Below are 22,157 nucleotides of genomic sequence, written 5' to 3'. Positions count from 1 at the left end.
TTCTCAATTATATTATGACTATCAGGTTCAATCATCCATATACGGTTTTATTTATTGATAAAAAACGACTGCTGTAATTATTGTAAAAATATAATGGTCTGCAAATTTGATATTTCATGGAAAAAATATAACTTTATCGATATTCTAAATCCCGGTAAATCACTGCACATTGTTGACCAGGTATGCCAGGGGGGTCAACCTAAGGAATTAGTGAATAAAGAGCCAAATTCCGATAAACGAACGGAGCAAAACAACTTTACGATTCCAATACAGTGATTTACAAATGTGCCCGCGTTTCAATCAATATTAGGAGCAATATGCTAATGGTAGTATTTACCTAAATCAAAAAGTTGTTATGCTTAATATACAGACCACCAAACTAATCTATCTTTTTAACACAGGCTTAAGAAGGGAATTTATTATTTTCTTCTTATTAATATTTCTACCCTGTTTCTCTTACGGTCAAAAGAAAGGCACGAAAGATCTTATTGTGAGGGCTTGTAAAGAAGAGATCGGAAACGGACTTATTAGCTTAAATTTCAGTTACGAAAATCCAAATCGAAAGGGATTACAGATTTCAGAGGAAAAAAGCAGGGTAAAGTTTGAAAAAAGCAACAAATCAAAATCAGCTATAACAAATTTTAAATATGGAACCGTCAACAGAGCTTTTTCTGAGGTAGTCAATGAAAAAGAAACAGTCGAATGGACTGTGGTTAATCCTAACGGAAAAACCCATATTGTTTACGCTAATGCAAATTCCAGTCGGTGCAAAGATGTAGAGTCCGGTATAATAGTCCCTGCTTACCAGGATGGAAAATCAGGTGATGTTACCACTACTGAACTTAATGCATTATTTGAAGGCAATGCAGGAGATATACCTTCAAAATTAGTTTACCAATTAAATGATGCAGGTGATAAGGTGATCATTGAGATAATCTACAATCCGGGACAGCTTCAAAATTCTCTGGACATATTACAGAATACATTTGGGCTGGTTTATTCAACTGATCCACTTAGCTCAGATTTCATCATTGATCCCGATATTATAATTGCAAAAAATTTACCTTCGATCGATGTTTTTTTCCCGATAGCCAGGTTAAATCAATTAAATTCATACGGTGAAGCATTTAATTTTGCACGGTCTGCATATCCGGGACAGAACAATGTTGGAATCACCACCACCCAGGGGGACACAACTCAACGTTCAGACATTGTAAGAGAATCATTCCGAACATTAGTAGATGGTGAGCCCGCATTCATAGATGGTACGGGTGTAAAAGCTGCAGCGATGTCTAATGGATTTGATACTCAACCTGCTGCTTCAGGAAAATCACGTGCACAGGTGGATGTTGAAAACGGAGATCTACCAGGGATAGGTAATCCAAATGGATATGACTTACCTGTAAATGTGACATTCGATTATCCTTACGGACCTACTTCTGATGAGGGAAGAGCAATGCTGCAAACTTTTCACGATGTGGCTCCCGGAGCAGAATTACTTTTTAGTACAGGCACAATCACTCAAAAAAGTTTTGAAGTTAACTTTCAAAATTTAGTTGATGCAGGAGCTGATATTATCTTCGATGACATCTCATTTGTTAACGCACCATTATTTGGAACAACCCGGATTGGATCATTAATGCAGGATTTTTCTGCACTTCCTGATAAGATAGTATACAGCTCTGTAGGTAACTTTTATGATAAAGCATATCAAGCAACCTTCAAAAACTCTTCCTCTGTTCCCGACTTTGATTTTATCCCTCCCGGATCTGATACCCGGGCACACGTTTTTGGCACAAACCCGGATGGATCTGAAGATATAAAAATGAAATTTTCAGTGACTCCTGGTGTATTCCTTGTGACGATGCATTGGTCAGAGCCTTTTTCCAGTGAAGATATAACAACCGGAGCCAGTACTGACCTTGATTTTTATGTGGTAGATGACAATAATAATCTATTGGTGAACATAAATCGCTTTAGCACTGGAGAAGACGCTGGTGAAATAGCTGTATTTGAAGCACTTGAGGCTGGTGAGGCAAATATTGTGATTACCAGTGCCAATGGCCCTGCTCCTGAAGGACTTGCTATAAGACTTGTAGCCTACGTGGCCAATGGTCTGGAGTTTACAGAATATGCCGGAGCCTCCACTATTGGTGGACACCAGATGACTCCGGAAGTAGCAACAGTCGGTGCATCGTATTATGCAAATACCTCTCCTGAGGCACAACCATTTTCATCTTATGGAGGAACACTACCTAACGGACAGGTTGTTCAGGCTGATTTCCTTGCTCCTGACGGAGGAAATATTAACGTCGTGGATTTTTCGTCTGATGTAGATGGTGATGGCTTTCCGAATTTCTTTGGAACATCAGCTGCGGCTCCTCATGCAGCTGCGGCTCATGCCTTATTATTACAAGGTACCAGAGACTGGTTTCCCGAAGGCTTACCGGCAGATATAAGTGCTTTGAATAATACCAGTGAAAATAACTCTATATTATCTCTACTGAAAAACACTTCAACCAGTGCAGGTGGCGATCCCGATCAGGTAGGTGCTGGATTCATTGACGTTGAAGCAGCCTTTAAAGCAATCGCATCTCAAACAGCAAAGATTACCAAATTGATCGTGGAAGATGGTAAAACACCGAGTGCAGAACCTTTTATCGTTACAATACTGGGCGAATATTTACCAGATGACCCAATTGTTAATTTTGATGGGCAACAACTTACAATAGTTGAAACCGGAGATGGCTATATAAAAGCAATTGTCCCTGAATTTGACGGAAACCCGGACCTGACTGTTGAAACTCAGCCTACTACTCCTTCAGGCCTGGATGGGGGTGATTCGAATACTTTAAGATTCTTTGATGGGAATAAATTGGCTTTATCTATCCAGGCAGTAAATGATACAATAAATTTCGGACAGGCCACATCATTTGAATATCTAGTTTCTGGTTTACCTGAGGGTCAGACTTATGAAAGCACAGGACTACCGGCAATTCAGTTTACCACACCGGCAGTTTTTCCTTATCCGGATGTCAACAATTATTTGCTTACGGCAATTACAGAGACTGAATTAACTGCTGAGCAAAAAGAATTATATCAGTTAAACTTTAAATCTGGGATTTTTACCGTCTTTAAAAATGATATGAAAATAACTCCTGCCGATACTAGTTTTGTGTATGGACAAGCGATTACCTTGCGCAAAACATTTGATTTTGATCCGACAAGCATAGCAGATCCAGCTGATTTTCTTTCACTGGTATCCACAGATTATCAATCAACTTTCTTTGAAGAAAACACCTTAATAATTATCAATAAATTCAGAGCCATCGTAAACGAGGTTGACATACTTTCCTATTTACAGGACGCTAGCTGGACAACAACAGAAAGAACCATTCAAAACAAATTCAGAGCCATCGTAAACGGAATGAATGTAATCGAGCTGGAAACAGATCACTTTGTAGATTACGATGCTGCCCTTGATGATGGAACTACCAATAAGTTCCGTGCAATAGTTAATAAGTTTCGAGCGATTGTGAATACTGCTGACCTGCTGGGAAATAATGTTGAACTAAGCCTGGAAAATAAATTCAGAGCAATAGTTAATGATACCGGGCGTGGTGATGAAACCGATAAAACGGAATACGGTTCTACATTTACAATTGTCGATGCAGAAGATGCTTCCACCGACACTGAAGAAAATGGAGTTCAAAAATTATATTCGATGGATCTAATTACAGGATTAGATGTCACACATCCTGACAGCTTACATTATACATTCCCTGGTGCATTTATCGGTCCTGTAGCTGCAAACCTGCAAAACACATACGCCTCCGGAAGACTCACTATTACAAAAGCAGATCTTTTCGCTTCAATTGGAGATTATATGATAACCCAGGGCGAAGAAATTAATCCTGATAGCATTAAGGTTCAATTTTCCGGATATGTTTACCAGGATTCAACCGGCAGTGTTTTTCCATCCGGTATTGATTTTTATTTTGTTGACCAGAATGGCAACGAGTATCAATCCGGAGATGTCGGGTTATACGATATTAAAATCCGGGATCCTAAAAATTATGCAGTACAGTATCTCAATGATGCTAAATTGTATATAAACGTAGATGATGAAAATATGAGAAAAATAAGGACTTATCTCGATTGCGTAGAGTATAATCCAGACGATCCTGATGGGCTGGTTTATGTAGCTAATTTCAGATATTTGAATCCAAATGATTATACTATTTATATCCTCGAAGGTCCGGATAATTACTTAAGTGGATCAGCGGAAAGATCCGGTTCTCTACCAAAAATTTTCTTGTCAGGTGAAGGAACATTTAAAATACGCTTTGATGGCAATGATCTGAAATGGAATCTGACCTCGCGTGAGAGCACTAATAAAACCTCCACCAGTAGTGATGCAAGTTCTTCTTCAAATAAGTGTGATAGTGGTGAGGGAACAGAAGCGTACAATATTTATCCTAATCCGGTTCAGACCTACCTGACAGTTGAGAAGAATTTTGAAGATGAGACTACCGTTGAAGTGTTTGATTATTACGGCAATTTCTTTACCTCAGCAATCATTCCGGTGGGCATAGGCACGAGTATTGAAATAGATTTCACGAATTACCAAAATGGAATGTACGTCATCAGGTGTACCAGTAAATCCGGAGTACAGACATTCTCAATAATGAAAGAATAACAAACTATGAAGTATATAACTCAGACAATACTAATAATAACATTCAGTTTGACCTTCCTTTGTGAGGGTCAAACTGATGCTGTTGATAGTATAAATGATCTCATAGAGCAAGCTGACCTGGATACTACCAAAGTTAACCACCTGATCGGTCTGAGTGTTGAATTTAGAAACGAAGGAGACCTTGGTAAATCGAAAGAGATAGCAGAAGATGCACTTTCATTAAGCAGGGATATTAAATATCGTTCAGGTGAAGCCCAGGCTCTCAAGCAGATTGGCATGGCGGAATTTTACCAGGGAAAATATAGCGCAGTATTAGAAACCTGGACTGAAGCGCACGAAGTATTTGGCGAAATAAATGATCTCGATGGGATGTCAAACATGGCTAATAATATCGGGGCAATATTTTACAGTGCAGGAAACCAGGCGAAGGCATTGGAATATTATCTCGAATCACTGAGTATTGCAGAAAAACAAGAAAACCCTGTCCGAATAGCTACAAGCCTTGCCAATATTGGCGGCGTATATGCTCAAATGAAAAATTATGAAAAGCATTAACTTATTATCAGCGGATGGATGAATACATTCCAGGGCTAAACAACAATCAACTTACGGCTGGTCAACTCATGGGTATCGGGGAAGTTTATTTCAAGCAGGATAAATTTGAAGAAGCTTTAGATAAGTTCGAAAAAACTATACCCCTGAGTGAAAATAGTCTGGATTACGCCTATAACCTCATCATGCTCGGCAGGATTGAAACTGCTTTAAATAATGATCAGAAAGCTGTAGAATATCTTAATAAGGCTAACCAATACGCTATTGATAATGAATTGCAGCTGGATCATGTTCAATCCTTACTTTCTCTTGGCGACATCTATCTGAAGACAGATCCCGATAAAGCAATCGACAGTTATCAAAAAGCAGAAAAAATAGCTTTAAGTATGGGGATTTCCGGAGAACTCCGGGATGTTTACCTGGGTTTATACAAAGCGTATCAGCAAAAAGAAGATTATGAAAAAGCGCTGGTTTTTCATGAACAATACCTGGCACAGAAAGACTCTCTTTTTAATATAGCTACTGATGATCGCATCAGGGGCCTACAATTTGAATTTGAACTGGATAAAAAACAAAATCAAATAGGTTTACTGGAAAAGGAAAGAGAAATTGCCCAATTAAATGAAAAGCGTCAAAAAAACCTGACTTTAGCTACTGGAATCGGTGCAGGGTTAATATTTATTATTGCTCTCGGGCTTTTTAACAGGTATAGATTTATTCAAAAGACCAACAGACTTATCAATATTGAGAAAGCCAGATCAGATAATCTTTTACTGAATATTTTACCAAAAGAAACAGCCAACGAACTAAAACAATATGGTAAAGTAAAGGCAAAGAGATTTGATGAGGTTACCGTGATGTTCACCGATTTTAAAGGGTTTACATATTATTCTGAAACTCTTTCCCCAGAAGACCTGGTGAAAAGTGTGGACTATTATTTTGCTGAATTCGATGCAATAATGGAAAAATATGGCATCGAAAAAATAAAAACTATTGGCGATGCATATATGTGTGCCTCAGGAATGCCTTTCCCTGACAATCATAACCCTGAAAATGTTGTTCTGGCGGCTATGGAGATTATTGAAATAGTTAATAATGTGAAAAAGGATCAGCCGGAGATATTTCCTTTTGAAGTAAGAATAGGTATTAATACCGGTCCGGTAGTTGCCGGGGTTGTAGGAATTAAAAAATTCGCTTATGATATCTGGGGAGATACTGTGAATGTGGCTGCGAGAATGGAATCATCATCCACACCTGGCAAGATTAATATTTCTGAAACAACTTACGAATTAGTAAAAGATAAATTTGAATGTTCATATCGAGGTGCACTGGATGTGAAGAATAAAGGGCAGTTGAACATGTATTTTGTAGAAGGGATTAAAAATGAGGAAGAAATAGATGCCAATTTAAAACATTCAGGAAAAATTTCTTAAATTAAAGAAGCCACTTAAAATCATAAATGGCAGAAACTAAGGAGAATATAAAATACGGAGACCAGGATCCTCAAAATTACTGGTTACAATTAGAACGCCTCGAACGACTAATCAGAGCATCTGAGTTAAAAGCAGGTGTGATATTTTCATTTCATAGTTTAATCCTCGGGCTTTTCGTAGATCGCCTCGACTATTTTCAGGCTCTTTTTGCGGAAAGTATTGTGGTACTCATTCTTGCCGGATTATGGATTTTACTGGTTTTAGTATCAATTTATTACTGTTTTAGGTGTTTTATGCCAAGAATGGTGTTAAATTATAAAAGTAATGTATTTTTCTTTCGAGATGCGATATATGCTTTTGGTGATGTAGATGAATTCAATAAAAATTATATTGAAACTTGTGGAGATATTAAAGAGTTATGCCTCGAGTTGAGTCAGCAGGTTCATATTGAAAGCAAAATCATTGACAAAAAGTTTGCGAGCGTACAATTATCAATAAAATATTTTGCAGTCAGTTTTATTGCTCTGATCCTTATATTATTGTATTGGGTAATATTTCTGTAGCTATTATTTAATTTTTTAGTAATGGATGCATTCACAAAGGTAAAAGAACATGCATTAGATATTTTAAGAAATAAACTATCTGATAAATTATATTATCATAGTATAGATCATACACTAGGGGTTTACGATGTATGCAATGAATACATCGAGCGAGATAAAATTGACCGCCATCGGGCGGAATTATTGCGAATTGGAGCTCTTACCCATGATATTGGATTTACCGTTTCAAACAAAAATCACGAAGAGCACGGAGTGGTGATTACAACTGAAATAATGAGAAAATACGGTTATACGGATGATGAAATCACCTTAGTCGCCGGTTTAATCATGGCAACAAAAATACCGCAATCGCCTAAAACCGATCTTGAAAGAATTATTTGTGATGCTGACCTTGACTACCTGGGTGGGGATGAGTTTTATGAAATCAGTAACCAGCTTTTCAAAGAATTAAAAGGGTTCGGTGTTATTGATTCGATCGATGACTGGAATAAAGCTCAAATAAACTTCCTTGAAAAACACCACTATCATACAGATTTTGCGATAGAGCATAGGGAACCAGAAAAGCAAAAGCGATTAAATGAATTAAAACAAGCAGTAATTAATTCAGGTTGACAAACCTTGCTACTTTATATCTAAATATATTTCTTCCTTTCGACCAGAATCATTATTTATGATTTCAATTCTCAATCTTTCTAATCCCAGGTTTTTGTATTGAGCCTTATTGATTAAAAAGCCCTCTTCCGGAATTTCCCTGCCGATGTACTGAAAGGTTTTAATTACCTTCCTTGAATAAAAATCTCTTACTAATACTGTTACCTGGTCTTTCTTTCTGATTTTAATTGACGGAATTATACTTTCAGAAACTTTAAGAGGTACCAGTTCATCTTCTGTTGTGATGAGATATTCAGAAACAATATCTGCTGCTCCGTTTAAATGCCTTGCGACGATTTTATAATGATAGCTGGTATCACTACTTATTGTATCAATAAAGGAATAATTACCTTCCGAATTGCCATAAGCATAGTCTTTTACATTGATGGTTTTGATCAGAGCACTTTTAAACCTTGCCCCTGTTCTCTGATAGATCTCAAACTTTTCTACTTCAGACCGAATGGAATCAGGCAAAAGCCAATCAAATTTAATTACACCGTTATTATTTGCTGCTTTAAAAGGCAATTTCAGGTATTGGTTGACAGGAATACCTTTCGCCTCCTCTCCTACCTGGATATTAAACCGGCAGAAATCATTGAGGTATCCATCGATGAGCACCAGGTAATCAGTATTCTTTTTTAAATTATCGAGGGTTAAAAAGACATCATCCTGGTTTCCAAATGAAGCACATGTTATCAGGTCATAAGATTTTTTATCGCAGGGTGTACCTTGCACTACGACCACCTGAACCCCTTTTAGATCTCTGCACTGCTGATTATAAACATTGAGAAATAGCTTTTGATGATTACCCGAATTAAATTCAAACCACTGGTCATTGTGATAAATCAGGCAGGTACCGGTAACACTCTGATCGATGCAGTTGAACTGGACGGTGCAATCATCCGTTTTAGAATGGGCAACCTCCCCTATTTTTAGCTTCATCCTGTCCTGTATATTATCATTAGGCACCTGCGCAATTAAGCAATTGGAAATCAATGAGAAGATAAAAACAGCTAAGCAAGATTTCATAATCTAAAATTCGGTAATTAAGGTGACAGATGCTAGAAGAACCCAGTCGCTGATTTCAAGTGTCCCCACTTGAAATGTAAATCCAACTACACCTTGCCTGTGAAGACACAGTCAAGCAACTGTGGTTTAATATTTAACACGCCCCTCGTCCTCGTTTGCAACGAGGATGCGTGAGGTTGGCGATTGCATCGCCGCAAATTTACGCTCTTCGGAATTTGCCATTCCGAAGCCTTATCCATGGATTTGTAATCCAGCAATAAAATTAAATTTCATTTGCAAATGTCGAGTAGCCACATCATCCCAGCCGCTGATTTCAAATGTCCCCACTTGAAATGCAAACCCAAATTACACCCTGCCTGTGGAGACACAGGCAAGCAATGGAGCAGATTTGTTCCTTTCTGGTAGAAACTTCCTTCACAACGTCATTCCGACGAAAGGAGGAATCTGTCTGTTGATGGCAGCCTAATCGAGCTATTTTCTACCTCTTTCATTAGAGTTTTTAGGATCAAAGATCCTATGATAACAGTGTGACATTGCAAATGTCAACAGCAGCTTTCTAATTAGAGGCAACAATTTCAGCGTTACAAACGCTGTTCTCAATACACCCTCGTTACGCTTCGCTAAACATGGGCGATGGAGTAGTTTTTAAAAATTCATCATCTATAAATGATGAAAAATTCTGTATCAATATAACATGCAGCTTCGTAATTAAAAGCAGCAATCGTCCTCGTTTGGAACGAGGATGCTTGAGGTTGGCGATTGTATCGCCTTTAATTTAATTAGGATCACAGATTCTATGATAACAGCACGACATTGCAAATGTCGAGCAACAGCAGTTTGCCAATGAGTTCATTAATAAAAAAACACTCAACCGGGTACTCGAACTTCAAAAACTACCCGATGACATCCAGGAAAAGATTTACTACTTCATGGATATGTCGATCCGGGATTTTAAAGCTAAAAAGGCTTATTCATAAAAAAGCCCCTGAGTGATCAGAGGCTTTGGTTTCTTATCCTGATATCCTTTTATCCTATAAATCCTAGTTCAGACATCCCGAACGCATTTTGCTGAAAAAGCAAAGCGCCCAAGTGAAAAATCTCATCTACCTTGGCTCTCTAGAAATTCAACCCATTTTAAGATAATCTTTTCAAATATTGAAGTAGGCATATGCCTATTTGGATCTTTTGCTGCTTCTATTTTTCCTTCACCTATATCACTTTCATGAATAAAAAAGGTTGTTTCCGATTCAATATAAGCACATGAGATTTCAGAACTTACAAACTCATTTACAGAATAACCATTCTTAACCGAGTCTATCATAGGTATAAGGTCTTCCTTTATATCACCAAAGTCACTCCAATGATGTAAAAATCCTTCAATATAACTATGTGAATCGCTTTCTTCATCTATTACGTCTACAAGTAAACGGCCATCTTTTGATAAGTAAAAAATCACAAGATATCCATTTAATTGGTGTTCTTTCTTACTTACAATCTTCATGCTTAAACCAAATCTTGACTTATTCATCATCTTTATGGAATTATAGGATAAGCTGTCTTGACTATTCCGCCTCTTATCACGATTTCTATAATTGAATCATCCGAACCTGTTCCTCTAAAAATCTCTGCTCCATTCTCTAGTCTATCAAATTCTTTCGTCTTGAAAGCATGTGCAACTTCAGCTTGTATTTTTGATTTCGACCAGCTGTCTGGGAAGAAAGTTGACTTTTTGTTGATCCATCCATCAACCCAACCACCTTTACCATCACCTTTCTTTCCATATATTTCCACCCCCGCTGTTTGGAGTGTTCCGAAGGACAACTTCAAACTTTTTATGAAATGCAGAGTCTGTGACTCGGTCATTTTATCACAATAATACATTTAAAATTCACACTACTCAATAGAAAAGCTCTATGGAATTTTACTAATTGAAAATGTCTAATGCTACTTTCTTCTATGCAGTGATCAAAACTAACTTGAGGCAGCAACTTCAGCGTTACAAACGCTGGTCTCGATAACAACCTTGTTGCGCTTCGCTAAACAAGGTCGATGCAGTTATTAATATGATACCTACATAGAAGTCAATCGTCCTCGTTTGCAACGAGGATGTGTGAGGTTGGCGATTGTATCGCCTTTATAAATTCGGATCACAGATCCTATGATAAAAGTTCAAAATTACAAATGTTGAACAGCAGCTTTCTTTCATGAAAGTTCTTTCAATTTGTAACTCTGATTAATTTAATACTGATGCTCTTCTGGATTTGTAATCCAGCCAGAATGAAAGTCCGATTAGACAATTAATTTATCAAATTCCGTGTTGAAGGCATTCCTTTAGAATTTCAATCCTATCTTTTTGTAATGTATCGGGATTTAATGCTTTTAATTTTAACTCTACTAAATCAGATGGGAATTTATCATCCACTTGTACTTCAAAAGTGTGGTTATAAGAAACTATGCTATATCTTCTCGCTAATCTTCGTAAAAGTATATCAACTTGATTCTTTTTATGATTGGAAAATTCAGGAAAATATTCATTTATAATAGTTTGTGAAGACATTAATGAATAAAGGTTATACTCGAATACTTTCTTTTTATCAGAATTGAAAATAATTACAAAAAAGTTAGTTTTATGTATATTAAAATTCGCTCCAAGCATTAATTTAAAATCTTCAATTTCTTTAAACTCTCCAATTTGCTTGAACTCAATAAATTCCTTGATTCTTACATTCTCAATTGCTTTTTCCAAACTAGAAGTATCGAAATTGAATTTATTTTTTAACAAGTTTAATATCTCTTTAAAAATTGACTCAATAAGTACATTATAATCATTTCTACTATTAAAAATTTCAGGAACCCTACTAATTTTTACTCTTGCCAAATACTCAAAATCATCAAAATTAATTACCTTATTCTCTAAATCTTCACCTAGTTCAATTCTAATTGCTTTATCAAAAGTTAAGCATTTTTCATCTTGAAGCTTTAATAAATTCAGATACCCATTCAACCCCAATCTAATATTTTGGGATATTTGGCTTTCACTATCTAAATATGAAATTCTAATTTCTGATTTTTTCTTCATGATTTCTTATCGCCTAAATCCCTAATATATCAAAAAATTGGATGATATAAATTTGTTGATTTAGTTTAAATCAAAATTTACCAAGCGTCTCGAATCACAAGACAACTTCAAACTTTTATAAAATGTAAAATCAGTATTTATTCACAGCGTTACAAACGCTGGTCTCGATAACAACCTCGTTGCGCTTCGCTAAACAAGGTCGATGGAACAACTATTAATTATGTTTCCTAAGGAGATGTTTATCGTCCTCGTTTGTAACGAGGATGTGTGAGGTTGGCAATTGTATCGCCGATAATAAGGTCCAGATACGGGCGCCTCTTATAATAAAAAAACCGGGGAGAATCCTCACCCGGTTTTATTTGTTGACCTGAAATGCTATTATAATTTGATGAAATCTTCCGGATCCAATTTCTTTCCATTTCGTTCTATTTCGAAGTGAAGATGTGGACCTGTGGATTTTCCGGTATTTCCGACTTTACCAATCACATCTCCTTCACTGACCTCCTCACCTATTTTAACATCAAATCCCTGCAAATGAGCGTACCTGGATATTAAGCCATCTCCGTGATCAATAATTACCAGGTTACCCCAGTTACCTTTTATTTTGGCATGAATAACTTTGCCGGCACCGGAAGCAACCACTGGTGTTCCTTCTTTTGCAGCAAAATCTATTCCACCATGCACTTTATCTATTCCTTTCTCCGGTATCACCACATGTTTATTGAATTTTGCTGTCAGCTTATATTCATATCCTTTTTGTATCGGCATAACCCTTGGTTCGGATCCTATAAAATGAGCAAACGCTGATATCATAAACACAAGAGCAGGTACTAATACCAAATACTTCAATTGCTCTGTTCTTTTACTTTTATTTTTTGTTATCATTTCAATTCTTTCTTTAATTGTTAAACTGTTAAAGCTGCTTGTAATGCTCTGAGAACTTGTCATAGTTATCGAACTCAGCATTAGTTGCAGATAGTCAGATTTCCTGACTCCGGATGCTATTACTTGTTGATCTGCCTGGTATTCATGCACAGACCTGAGTTGACTTCGAAAGAGTATGGCAAAAGGATTAAACCAACTCAGAATGATGAATAATTCGGTAATAATCAGATCAACGGTGTGATACATACGGATATGTGCTTTTTCATGCTCCAGGATTGATCCATGACTCGCCAGATCATAATTCTTCGGAAGAAAAATCATCTTAAAACAAGAAAACACATGAGGAATATCTGTTTGGATTACTTTGTAACCGTTGTAATCCCGGCTTGAAGATCTTTTAGCAAGCAGAAAAACCCTGGTGATATTGAAAATAAATATGAAAGAGAAAATCACCATTCCGCTAAAATAGATCCACAAAGTAATTTCATTCATATCAATAATTCCCGAACTGACCTTCCCTTCTGCTATTACTTCAGCACCCGGAGATGCAGAACCGTATTCGGAAAAAGGAGAAACCATAATGCTTTCGCTAAATCCGAAATTCAATTTTAACTGTGGAATGATCAATGAAACCGGTATTATAGATAGCAAAATGAAGCGATTAAGACTATAAAAAGTAAGCCTCCTTAAAAACAAATAATAGATGACTGTGAGGAGCGAAAATACAATGCTGACCTCTGCGATATAAACTAAAAACTTATTCATCTTTCTTTTTTAACTCATCAATTTTATTCTCAAGCATTTTCTTAACTTTTTCAAGTTCATCAACCCCCGCATTTTGCGAATTGGTAAAAAAGGAAGCAAACTGATTAAAAGAGCCATCAAAAAAGTTTTTGATCACTCCTCCTATATGATTCTTAAAGTAATCTTCCTTTGAAACTTTAGGGAAATATTCATGAACCTTCCCATAGGTATTATATGCGATGAAATCTTTTTTCACCAACACCCGCATAACAGTCGATATAGTCGTGTATGCTGGCCTGGGCTCAGGAAACTCATCAACGACATCTTTTAAGAATGCCTTTTCCAGTTTCCAGACAATGTTCATTACTTGTTCTTCTGCCTTAGTTAACTCTTTCATGATGACAAATGTATTACTATAAAAATAATTATACAACTATATTTATAATTATATGATTACTTTTATAGTAACACACTACACAAGTAACTGTAAGACAACGAACTAACTATGTTTTAATCCGGATTACAAATCCTATGATAACGGTACGACATTACAAATGTCGAACAGCGGCTTTTCATTCTGATTCAATTTTAATTATATGATTTATATGAAAAATTGCGCTCTTCGGAATTTGCAATTCCGAAGCCATATCGGTGGATTTGCAATCCACCAATAATTGCCACACTAGGGCATGCGTCCCACTTGTGCCCAAATCAACTCAAACAATTCCTTCTTAATCCGGATCACAGATCCTATGATAACAGTTCGACATTGCAAATGTCAAACAGCAGCTTTCTAATTAGAGGCAACAATTTCAGCGTTACAAACGCTGTTCTCAATACACCCTCGTTACGCTTCGCTAAACATGGGCGATGGAGTAGTTTTTAAAAATTCATCATCTATAAATGATGAAAAATTCTGTATCAATATAACATGCAGCTTCGTAATTAAAAGCAGCAATCGTCCTCGTTTGGAACGAGGATGCTTGAGGTTGGCGATTGTATCGCCTTTAATTTAATTAGGATCACAGATTCTATGATAACAGCACGACATTGCAAATGTCGAGCAGCAGCAGTTTGCCAATGAGTTCATTAATAAAAAAACACTCAACCGGGTACTCGAACTCCAAAAGCTACCCGAAGACATCCAGGAGAAGATTTACTACTTCATGGATATGTCAATCCGGGATTTTAAAGCTAAAAAAGCGTATTCATAAAAAAAGCCCCTGATCTAGCAGAGGCTTTGGGTTTCTTATCCTGACATCCTTTCTTCAAACATACTAGCCGAACGCGTTTTGTTGAAAAAACAACGCGCCCGAGTGGGGGCTTTAGTTTCTTATCCTAAAATCCTTCTATCCTATAAATCCTAGTTCAGACAATCCCTGCTTTTCATTTAATGTTCGTAATTACGCTATCGCTAAACTACTAACAGCGGGGTACTCTTTTCTTAGAATAATTCATTTTGTTTACATCTAATTGTGTAAACCTATTTCAGGACAAGACAATCCTTTTACCCACCCTCTCCTCTATTGAGACTAAACATATCTTTAACAAAATTAGGTTCCTTAAATGATTTAACTAATATGAACAGGGTAAAGAGTATTCCAATAAAAAGTAAAAGCAAATTTAAAAATAAATTTTCATTAATTAGATATACACTATTATAATCGGGTACAAAATAGACTTTTAAAGTCTCGTCTATTGCAAAATCTTCTGATGATGATATTGTTGAAGTAACAGTATCATTAATAGATAATTTGTAATCTTTATATCCTGACGTTGAACCAGGATTTACATCAATAATTGATGCTTTGACTATTATTCTATTATTAATATATGCTATGTAATCAATTAAATTAATAGTGAAAGCAATAACAAAAACTGTAAATAGAAATATTGAAAATAATTTGATCCATATAAACTTTTTCATAAAAATACTAAATTGCAAAATTAATTAATTCCCTAATTGAATTTCTTTAGTTTCATACTTAAAAAGTTCCTTGCTACCTGAAACTCCTGTAGATATACTTAAGCCCGGACTCATTTTACCTATAGCTAAAGTATATTTACCATTGGAATCTGCTGTTACTGAAGCTCTACCTATTGAGGCATTAAGCTGAGCTCTATTTGCGCCAGAATTCAATTCTGTATCCAATGAAAGAAATCCTGCAGCAGTTGTATTAAATGTAGCAAACTCCTGTATGGATACATTATTGAAATCGTAATTACCATTTATTTTAACAAAACCACCACCTGTTGTTTCACCAGTGCTATAGGCTCCTAATTTTAAAGATAGATTTAATGATTTAGTACCAACAGAAAACACTCCCCCAAATTCTGTTCTTTTGACAGAATGAGAAAAATTAATTACAGCCAAGTCTGCTTGGTGTAACTTATCAGGAACAGATTTTATTGATTCAGATATACCGTCAATTGTTCTGCTTGACACATAAGATCCTACTCGATATGATTCATCCAAACCAAATGCACCGTCTCCCTCTAAAAAATTATAAGCATCCCTAACTTCCAAAAAAGAAGCATCATTGTCTGCTACAAATGTTTTCCCTTCAATGTTATAATCTTTATTGCCATTTTCGTCAGCCTGAACATCTACCCATTCTAATTCTCCGGTTTCATCATTTCTAAACCACTCATCTAATGCCCCATTAGGATCAATCCTAATTAGTGGATTATTCTGAACATAATTATAAGGTGATAACCAATTCCTTTCTTCACTCATTGGATCAACAACACCCCATCTTCCAATTTCGGCATCATACATCCTAGCCCCATAATCCATCCAGTTTAGATCGAAGTCGTCCTGAAGTTCTTTACCGTTATAAAGGAAGTTATTCTCCCTAAATCCCTTTCGTTGATACTCGTTAAAGGTTAAACCGAAGGGATAGTAATCTTCGCTTTGAATGATCTCGAGTTTTTTGTTGTGGGTAACAGTCAAATCATCGAAATAAACCCAATCGGTGCTTTCGCTTTCATAACTGGTGTATACGTAAACATAACCCACCTGGTTGATATTTATATTATCTAAAGTCAAGGAGTGTTGCATAAACCCTGTAGCAGGAACCTGAACAAATCCTCCGGTGATTAAATTAAAATCAGTATCAAAATACAGGTAATTCAAGTAGGCAGCCGGTGCATCTGAAGTTGAAGAACCAACAAAGGCACTGCTTCCATATGCTCCGGTAAATGCACTTTCCATTTGAGATGTAGATTCTCCGATGCCTGTAGTCGCCGGATTAAATGCTCCAGCTAATGCTGTAATCAAGATAGATGTGGAAAGCGGACTGCCATTGGTTACATTTTCATGGTAACCGGTCACCGAAATATCCACCACATCGCCTGGATTTACTGTAATAGTTATTGCACTTCCAACAATATTTCCAGGCACACCATTTAATCGAAGCGCTTCATTTCCATTAATAGTACTATTTGCTGCGATGCTGGGCACTCTATTGCCTAATTTTTCAAATTGTCCGTCTTCTGTGGATGCATTTTCAGATTCCATCGTAGCCAGGTAAACATCCTGATCATTCGTTTCACCATAGGTCATTCGTACATTACCCAAATGATCTTTATGATGGTACTGGTATTTAAACTGAACAGTCTCATCAGGTAGTGTATCCGGAACTATTCGTCCTTCAGCATGAGCTATTTGTTGAAGCTTGCCATTTTCATAAATCATACCGCCGATATAGGAAGTAGTTTTAATCAAATTCCCAGCTTCAAAAACTTCTTTTTTTAATTTTATACCGGCAGCATCATAAGTATAAACAATCTTTTTGCTACCAGTAACATCGAACCACACCTCTTCAGGTAGATTCAGGTGATTATAAGTTATTTTAGTAATGCCCTTGTTGCGATCAGCGATCATGTTACCATTGGCATCGTAATCGTAGTCATCATTGCTGTTATTACCATCTTTGAAACCTTCTTCGGTTCCGGCATCCGTAACGCCTTTGAGCTGGTTGCCATTGACATAATTGTATGTCATTTGGTCCATACCGGCTCCCTGGCCATCCATTCGATTTAATGTTGTGATATTACCATTAAGGTCGTAGGTAATAGTATCCAGGTTATAAGCTTTAGCTACCCCCGCTGTTTGGAGTGTACCGCAAGACAACTTCAAATTTATAATAAAATGCAAAGTCTGTAACTCAGTTAATCTAGAACATTATAACATCAATCAATTCCTGCCACCCTCTGGCCTGCATAGCGAAGCAATGCGCATGACTAAATTATAGCTGAATTCCTAGCAATCATAATAAATCCCATAGAAAAATCTAAAGACTTAAATTAATATATATCATCCTATATGAATGAACGGGATGCAATCCCTGCTTTTCATTTAAAAGTTCGTAGTTACGCTATCGCTAAACTACGAACAGCTGCGGGATTAGAGGCTATTGTTTCTTATCCTATAAATCCTTTTATCCAATAAATCCTAGTTCAGACAGGTTATCCGAACGCGTTTTGCTGAACGAGTGGGGTTGCCCATCGTCCTCGTTTGCAACGAGGATGCGCGAGGTATGCGATTACATCGCCGCAAATTTACGCTCTTCGGAATTTGCAATTCCGAAGCCTTATCGGTGGATTTGTAATCCAATAATGATATTTAAATCTAAACTCGGATCGCAAATACCGAACAATTACTTCATCCCAGCCTCTGATTTCAAGTGTCTCCACAAGAAATGTAAACCCCAAATTACACCTTGCTTGTGGAGACACAGTCAAGCAATGGAGCAGTTCTTGTTTATGATGTCATCAAAATGAAATGAAACAATAATTTCAGTGGTACTAACGCTGTTCTCATCAACACACTTGTTACGCTGGCTAGCCCAAAATCCTGTTAATCCTAAATTCTTGAAAATCCTGATTCTGACACTTGGAATAGCCTTCAGAAATAATCTGCCGTCCATGATTATCTAGTTAGTACTGCCAGCTCATCGATAAAAAAACACTTAACCGGGTGCTATAGCTGCAAAAGCTTCCCTAAGACATCCAGGAAAAGATTTACTACTTCATGGATATGTCGATTAGAGATTTTAAGGCTAAAAAAGCTTATTCATAAATAAAGCCCCTGATCTAACAGAGGCTTCATATCTTATCATCCTTATATCCTGTAAATCCTAGTTCAGACAGATTTACCGAACGTATTTTGCAGAAAAAGCTACCCAACCTATTGAGAGTTATTTTACACGCTTCTTCCATTTTTTAGAATCCTGATTGGTATTAAATACTGATATCGCATCAATATTGCCCCCATTTACTATATATAAAATCAAGTATGGAAAGCGGTTGACTACAAATACTCTTACTTTCTTTTTAAAACGAATTCTATACGTAGTGGGATTACTAATGATTGCTCTTGCAGCATTTTCGAGCTCTTTCAAAAACTCTTCTCCTAAACCTGATCGCTGCTTTTCGTACCAAAGGTATGAGTCATAAATATCTGATTCTGCTTCCTCAGAAAATCGATAATTATAGGTCATCCATTCCGCGTTTTCTGATTCGGTCTTTTACTGTATTCCAGGAAGAAAAATTCATATTTCCTGACTCATACTTTTTAAGCCTGTCGTCCAATTCTTTCTTTTGCGCCGGCGTTAAATTAGATGTACCCTCCTGCTGTTCCTTGATCACTTGCAGCTTTTCCAAGATTGATTTATCCTGTAGCTCTGTAAGCCAATGTATAAGATCGATTTTTACTGAATGTATATCCATTCGCACTTTAATGTTTATTTTATAAAGGTAACTATTATTTCACTTATTTCACTATTCATATTATTTAAAAACCACTGTTGATTTCTTTTAGAAAGGAGTTGAAAAATTGTTTAAGTAAAAACAGTAATAACAACCTCTTTTAAGAATCATAAGTTTTTAATTGATCACAGATCCTATGATAAAAGTTCGACCTTACAAATGTCGAGCAGCGGCTTTTATCTCTGATTCAATTTTAATATATGAATCATTTGAAAAATTGCGCTCTTCGGAATTTGCAATTCCGAAGCCTTATCGGTGGATTTGTAATCCAGCAATGAAATTTAAATTTGAATTGCAAATGTCGGGTAACCACATCATCCCAGCCCCTGATTTCAAGTGTCCCCACTTGAAATGTAAATCCAACTACACCTTTCCTGTGGAGACACAGGAAAGCAACTGTGGTTTAATAATTAACGCTCTTTGGAATTTGCAATTCCGAAGCCTCATCCATGGATTTGCAATCCATTTCTATAAGAAACAACAAATTCAGCGTTACAAACGATGTTCACTCTCATCCTGATTGCACTTCTCTACAGATTTCTCACATATGAAAAGGCTAAACTTTAACCCTCATTTCGAAAATAGTGGGAAATCTGTTTCTTAGTGAATTGGCTATCTAAGGTTCGAAATGACGATCAAAATTAAACTATATTTACACCAATTATGATAGAAATTGATCAACATATCAAAGAGTTTATTCTCAGTAATACAGACGCCTCAGCTATTTCGAAAATTGAAGAAATCCAGGAGCTTTGGAGTGGATATGGGCAAATTTTGCGTATAACTCTTCCTGATTCGGAACCAAAATCGGTAATTCTCAAACTCATAAACTTCAGAAATGCTTCTTCCCACCCCAGGGGATGGAATACCAACATTTCCCATCAAAGAAAACTCCATTCTTATGAAGTAGAATTAGAATGGTATCAACAATACAGTCACCTATGCAATGAAAGATGCAGAGTTCCAAAAACTCTACAAATCAAAGAATATGATGAGCAGGCTTTGATACTATTAGAAGACCTTGATCTCGCAGGTTTTCCGGGAAGAAGCCTTGATCTAAATCCCGCTCAAATCAAATTATGCCTAAGCTGGCTTGCCAATTTTCATGGTGAGTTCATGATGAAGAAACCTGAAGGTCTCTGGGAACAGGGAAGCTACTGGCACCTGGATACCCGACCGGATGAATTTAAGGAAATGGAGAATAAACGGCTGCAAAAAGCTGCTCCCCACATAGACCAAAAACTCAAGGATTGTAAATATAAAACGATTATCCACGGAGATGCTAAACCAGCTAACTTTTGTTTTTCGGTAAATAACGATGATGTTGCCGCAGTAGACTTCCAGTATGTGGGAGGTGGATGCGGCATGAAAGATGTTGCCTATTTATTAGGAGCCTGTACCTCGGTAGATAGGATAACTGAAGAGGATTACTTAAATTTTTATTTCAAAGAATTTAAATCTACTATTAACCAGAATTTAAAAAACGATGACATTGAAAAGGAATGGCGGGATCTCTATCCTTACGCCATCGCAGATTTCCAGCGGTTTTTAAATGGCTGGAGCCCCGGTCACTGGAAAGTGAACGATCATGCGATGAAAATCACAGAAGAGGTTGTTGAAAAGTGTTTAAAAGAGATTGATCATGAATGAAAAGACTTTAAAGGAATTGAGTGATACTGCAATAGATGCAGTAAAGAAAGCAGGGAAACATATTAAGTCTTTTCCAAGGAAAGATGTCAATGTAGAAATGAAAGGTGATCAGGAGACTCTAGCCTCCCAGGTAGTTACTCAAGTTGATACCGAGGTAGAATCATTAATAGTTGAGCATCTAAAAGATTCAATGGCTAAATATAATCTTGGCCTCCTCACAGAAGAAACCACCGATGACAAAAGCAGGTTAGAAAAAGATTTTTTCTGGTGTATAGATCCGATAGACGGAACGTTATCATTTGTCGAAAACCAGGAAGGGTATGCAGTTTCAATCGCTTTGATATCCCGGGATGGCATGCCTTATATCGGTGTTGTTTACGATCCGGTCAACTCATCACTTTACCACGCTGCAAAAGGATTGGGAGCCTTCAAAGATGGAAAAGAGATCACTATAAGTGAAAATAGTGAACTAACGGTCTACCTGGATAGAAGTTCTACAGAAGATGAGCGATATGAAAACCTGCTCGATCATTTAAAACAAAATGGATTAAAAGTTGAAGGTCCGAAAATTGGGTACGGTGCGGTGATGAATGCTCTTAAAGGAATCGAAAATGCACCGGGTTGTTATTTTAAGTTATCAAAAGAATCAGAAGGCGGTGGAAGCTTCTGGGATTTTGCTGCTACTTGTTGTATTTATAACGAATTAGGGTTGGTCTGTGTGAATGAATGGGGTGAGCCGTTGAACCTCAATAAAAAGCACACCACTTTTATGCATGAAAATAGTATAATTTATAGTACGAACATTGAAACCGCCGAATTGATATTGGGGTTTATCCAAAATATTTCAGACAAAATGTAAATAACATCAAACGATTAAACTTAAAAAACTTACCCGAAACCGAACAGATTTTTTTCACTTAGTTTGTAGGAGGGCTTAAACCAGATTATTAAGCTATTGGATGATATTTTTTTACTTATACTTAAAATCAATTCATAATTAATTTTACATTAAATACTACAATTAAATTTGCAAATAGTTAAATTTTTACGATATTAATTAAAATGATTTTTCAGGAATAGTTTAAATCAACCAAAACTAT

17 protein-coding genes are annotated in these 22,157 nt (G+C 36.6%); 7 read left to right on the top strand and 10 right to left on the bottom strand.

Annotation, left to right across the window (positions count from 1 at the left end):
* Positions 1-355 precede the first annotated feature (355 nt).
* From DCC35_RS06880 to DCC35_RS06860, 5 genes are read left to right on the top strand one after another with little or no spacing between them, the layout of a single operon-like run.
* Positions 356-4,699: a S8 family peptidase gene (locus DCC35_RS06880; protein WP_137090085.1), complete on the top strand. Its 4,344-nt coding sequence runs from the start codon at positions 356-358 to the stop codon at positions 4,697-4,699.
* A 6-nt stretch (positions 4,700-4,705) separates the two neighbouring features.
* Positions 4,706-5,254, top strand: coding sequence for a tetratricopeptide repeat protein (locus tag DCC35_RS06875; protein ID WP_137090084.1), 549 nt, complete (start codon positions 4,706-4,708; stop codon positions 5,252-5,254).
* A 14-nt stretch (positions 5,255-5,268) separates the two neighbouring features.
* Positions 5,269-6,684, top strand: a complete 1,416-nt coding sequence (locus tag DCC35_RS06870) for an adenylate/guanylate cyclase domain-containing protein (protein WP_137090083.1) — start codon at positions 5,269-5,271, stop codon at positions 6,682-6,684.
* Between the two features lie 26 nt (positions 6,685-6,710).
* On the top strand, positions 6,711-7,247 hold the full coding sequence (locus tag DCC35_RS06865) for a Pycsar system effector family protein (protein WP_137090082.1): 537 nt from the start codon (positions 6,711-6,713) through the stop codon (positions 7,245-7,247).
* Between the two features lie 21 nt (positions 7,248-7,268).
* Positions 7,269-7,859 carry an HD domain-containing protein gene (locus tag DCC35_RS06860; RefSeq protein WP_137090081.1) on the top strand — a complete coding sequence of 197 codons (591 nt, stop codon included), beginning with the start codon at positions 7,269-7,271 and terminating at the stop codon, positions 7,857-7,859.
* A gap of 9 nt (positions 7,860-7,868) precedes the next feature.
* Here DCC35_RS06860 and DCC35_RS06855 read toward each other — a convergent pair whose 3' ends face one another.
* From DCC35_RS06855 to DCC35_RS06810, 10 genes are all read right to left on the bottom strand, one after another.
* A complete protein-coding gene (locus tag DCC35_RS06855) occupies positions 7,869-8,840 on the bottom strand; it encodes a hypothetical protein (RefSeq protein WP_137090080.1) in 972 nt (323 codons plus the stop codon).
* 1,186 nt (positions 8,841-10,026) lie between these two features.
* Positions 10,027-10,458: a hypothetical protein gene (locus DCC35_RS06850; protein ID WP_137090079.1), complete on the bottom strand. Its 432-nt coding sequence runs from the start codon at positions 10,456-10,458 to the stop codon at positions 10,027-10,029.
* A gap of 2 nt (positions 10,459-10,460) precedes the next feature.
* A complete protein-coding gene (locus DCC35_RS06845) occupies positions 10,461-10,790 on the bottom strand; it encodes an EndoU domain-containing protein (protein ID WP_175402750.1) in 330 nt (109 codons plus the stop codon).
* Positions 10,791-11,232: 442 nt separating this feature from the next.
* Positions 11,233-12,006: a hypothetical protein gene (locus tag DCC35_RS06840; protein ID WP_137090077.1), complete on the bottom strand. Its 774-nt coding sequence runs from the start codon at positions 12,004-12,006 to the stop codon at positions 11,233-11,235.
* Positions 12,007-12,384: 378 nt separating this feature from the next.
* Positions 12,385-13,656, bottom strand: coding sequence for a peptidoglycan DD-metalloendopeptidase family protein (locus DCC35_RS06835; protein ID WP_137090076.1), 1,272 nt, complete (start codon positions 13,654-13,656; stop codon positions 12,385-12,387).
* On the bottom strand, positions 13,649-14,032 hold the full coding sequence (locus DCC35_RS06830; protein ID WP_137090075.1) for a BlaI/MecI/CopY family transcriptional regulator: 384 nt from the start codon (positions 14,030-14,032) through the stop codon (positions 13,649-13,651). The genes DCC35_RS06835 and DCC35_RS06830 overlap by 8 nt, the downstream gene beginning before the upstream one ends.
* A 1,110-nt stretch (positions 14,033-15,142) precedes the next feature.
* Entirely contained in the window at positions 15,143-15,562 is a 420-nt protein-coding gene (locus DCC35_RS06825; RefSeq protein ID WP_137090074.1) for a hypothetical protein, read from the bottom strand.
* A 24-nt stretch (positions 15,563-15,586) separates the two neighbouring features.
* Positions 15,587-17,776, bottom strand: coding sequence for an RHS repeat-associated core domain-containing protein (locus tag DCC35_RS20860; protein WP_137090073.1), 2,190 nt, complete (start codon positions 17,774-17,776; stop codon positions 15,587-15,589).
* A gap of 1,060 nt (positions 17,777-18,836) precedes the next feature.
* Positions 18,837-19,139: a type II toxin-antitoxin system RelE/ParE family toxin gene (locus tag DCC35_RS06815; protein WP_137090072.1), complete on the bottom strand. Its 303-nt coding sequence runs from the start codon at positions 19,137-19,139 to the stop codon at positions 18,837-18,839.
* On the bottom strand, positions 19,129-19,368 hold the full coding sequence (locus tag DCC35_RS06810) for an addiction module protein (RefSeq protein ID WP_137090071.1): 240 nt from the start codon (positions 19,366-19,368) through the stop codon (positions 19,129-19,131). Before DCC35_RS06810 ends, DCC35_RS06815 begins: the two co-directional genes overlap by 11 nt.
* Before the next feature lie 702 nt (positions 19,369-20,070).
* Here DCC35_RS06810 and DCC35_RS06805 point away from each other — a divergent pair.
* Positions 20,071-21,057 (top strand): phosphotransferase, encoded by a 987-nt coding sequence (locus DCC35_RS06805; protein WP_137090070.1) that lies wholly within the window; start codon positions 20,071-20,073, stop codon positions 21,055-21,057.
* The gene (locus tag DCC35_RS06800; protein WP_137090069.1) at positions 21,050-21,916 is read left to right on the top strand and encodes a 3'(2'),5'-bisphosphate nucleotidase CysQ family protein; all 867 of its coding nucleotides are present in this window, start codon (positions 21,050-21,052) and stop codon (positions 21,914-21,916) included. The genes DCC35_RS06805 and DCC35_RS06800 overlap by 8 nt, the downstream gene beginning before the upstream one ends.
* Positions 21,917-22,157: the final 241 nt, after the last annotated feature.

The sequence above is a fragment of the Mangrovivirga cuniculi genome, from assembly GCF_005166025.1.
Taxonomy (GTDB): Bacteria; Bacteroidota; Bacteroidia; order Cytophagales; family Cyclobacteriaceae; genus Mangrovivirga; species Mangrovivirga cuniculi.
This window is presented reverse-complemented; position numbering and strand designations above follow the sequence as displayed.

Bases quoted from the DNA above. Each gene is read 5' to 3' on its own strand.
- DCC35_RS06880 (WP_137090085.1), top strand. From the start codon at position 356: ATGCTTAATATACAGACCACCAAACTAATCTATCTTTTTAACACAGGC.
- DCC35_RS06875 (WP_137090084.1), top strand. From the start codon at position 4,706: ATGAAGTATATAACTCAGACAATACTAATAATAACATTCAGTTTGACC.
- DCC35_RS06870 (WP_137090083.1), top strand. From the start codon at position 5,269: ATGGATGAATACATTCCAGGGCTAAACAACAATCAACTTACGGCTGGT.
- DCC35_RS06865 (WP_137090082.1), top strand. From the start codon at position 6,711: ATGGCAGAAACTAAGGAGAATATAAAATACGGAGACCAGGATCCTCAA.
- DCC35_RS06860 (WP_137090081.1), top strand. From the start codon at position 7,269: ATGGATGCATTCACAAAGGTAAAAGAACATGCATTAGATATTTTAAGA.
- DCC35_RS06855 (WP_137090080.1), bottom strand. From the start codon at position 8,840: ATGAAGCTAAAAATAGGGGAGGTTGCCCATTCTAAAACGGATGATTGC.
- DCC35_RS06850 (WP_137090079.1), bottom strand. From the start codon at position 10,458: ATGATGAATAAGTCAAGATTTGGTTTAAGCATGAAGATTGTAAGTAAG.
- DCC35_RS06845 (WP_175402750.1), bottom strand. From the start codon at position 10,790: ATGACCGAGTCACAGACTCTGCATTTCATAAAAAGTTTGAAGTTGTCC.
- DCC35_RS06840 (WP_137090077.1), bottom strand. From the start codon at position 12,006: ATGAAGAAAAAATCAGAAATTAGAATTTCATATTTAGATAGTGAAAGC.
- DCC35_RS06835 (WP_137090076.1), bottom strand. From the start codon at position 13,656: ATGAATAAGTTTTTAGTTTATATCGCAGAGGTCAGCATTGTATTTTCG.
- DCC35_RS06830 (WP_137090075.1), bottom strand. From the start codon at position 14,032: ATGAAAGAGTTAACTAAGGCAGAAGAACAAGTAATGAACATTGTCTGG.
- DCC35_RS06825 (WP_137090074.1), bottom strand. From the start codon at position 15,562: ATGAAAAAGTTTATATGGATCAAATTATTTTCAATATTTCTATTTACA.
- DCC35_RS06815 (WP_137090072.1), bottom strand. From the start codon at position 19,139: ATGACCTATAATTATCGATTTTCTGAGGAAGCAGAATCAGATATTTAT.
- DCC35_RS06810 (WP_137090071.1), bottom strand. From the start codon at position 19,368: ATGGATATACATTCAGTAAAAATCGATCTTATACATTGGCTTACAGAG.
- DCC35_RS06805 (WP_137090070.1), top strand. From the start codon at position 20,071: ATGATAGAAATTGATCAACATATCAAAGAGTTTATTCTCAGTAATACA.
- DCC35_RS06800 (WP_137090069.1), top strand. From the start codon at position 21,050: ATGAATGAAAAGACTTTAAAGGAATTGAGTGATACTGCAATAGATGCA.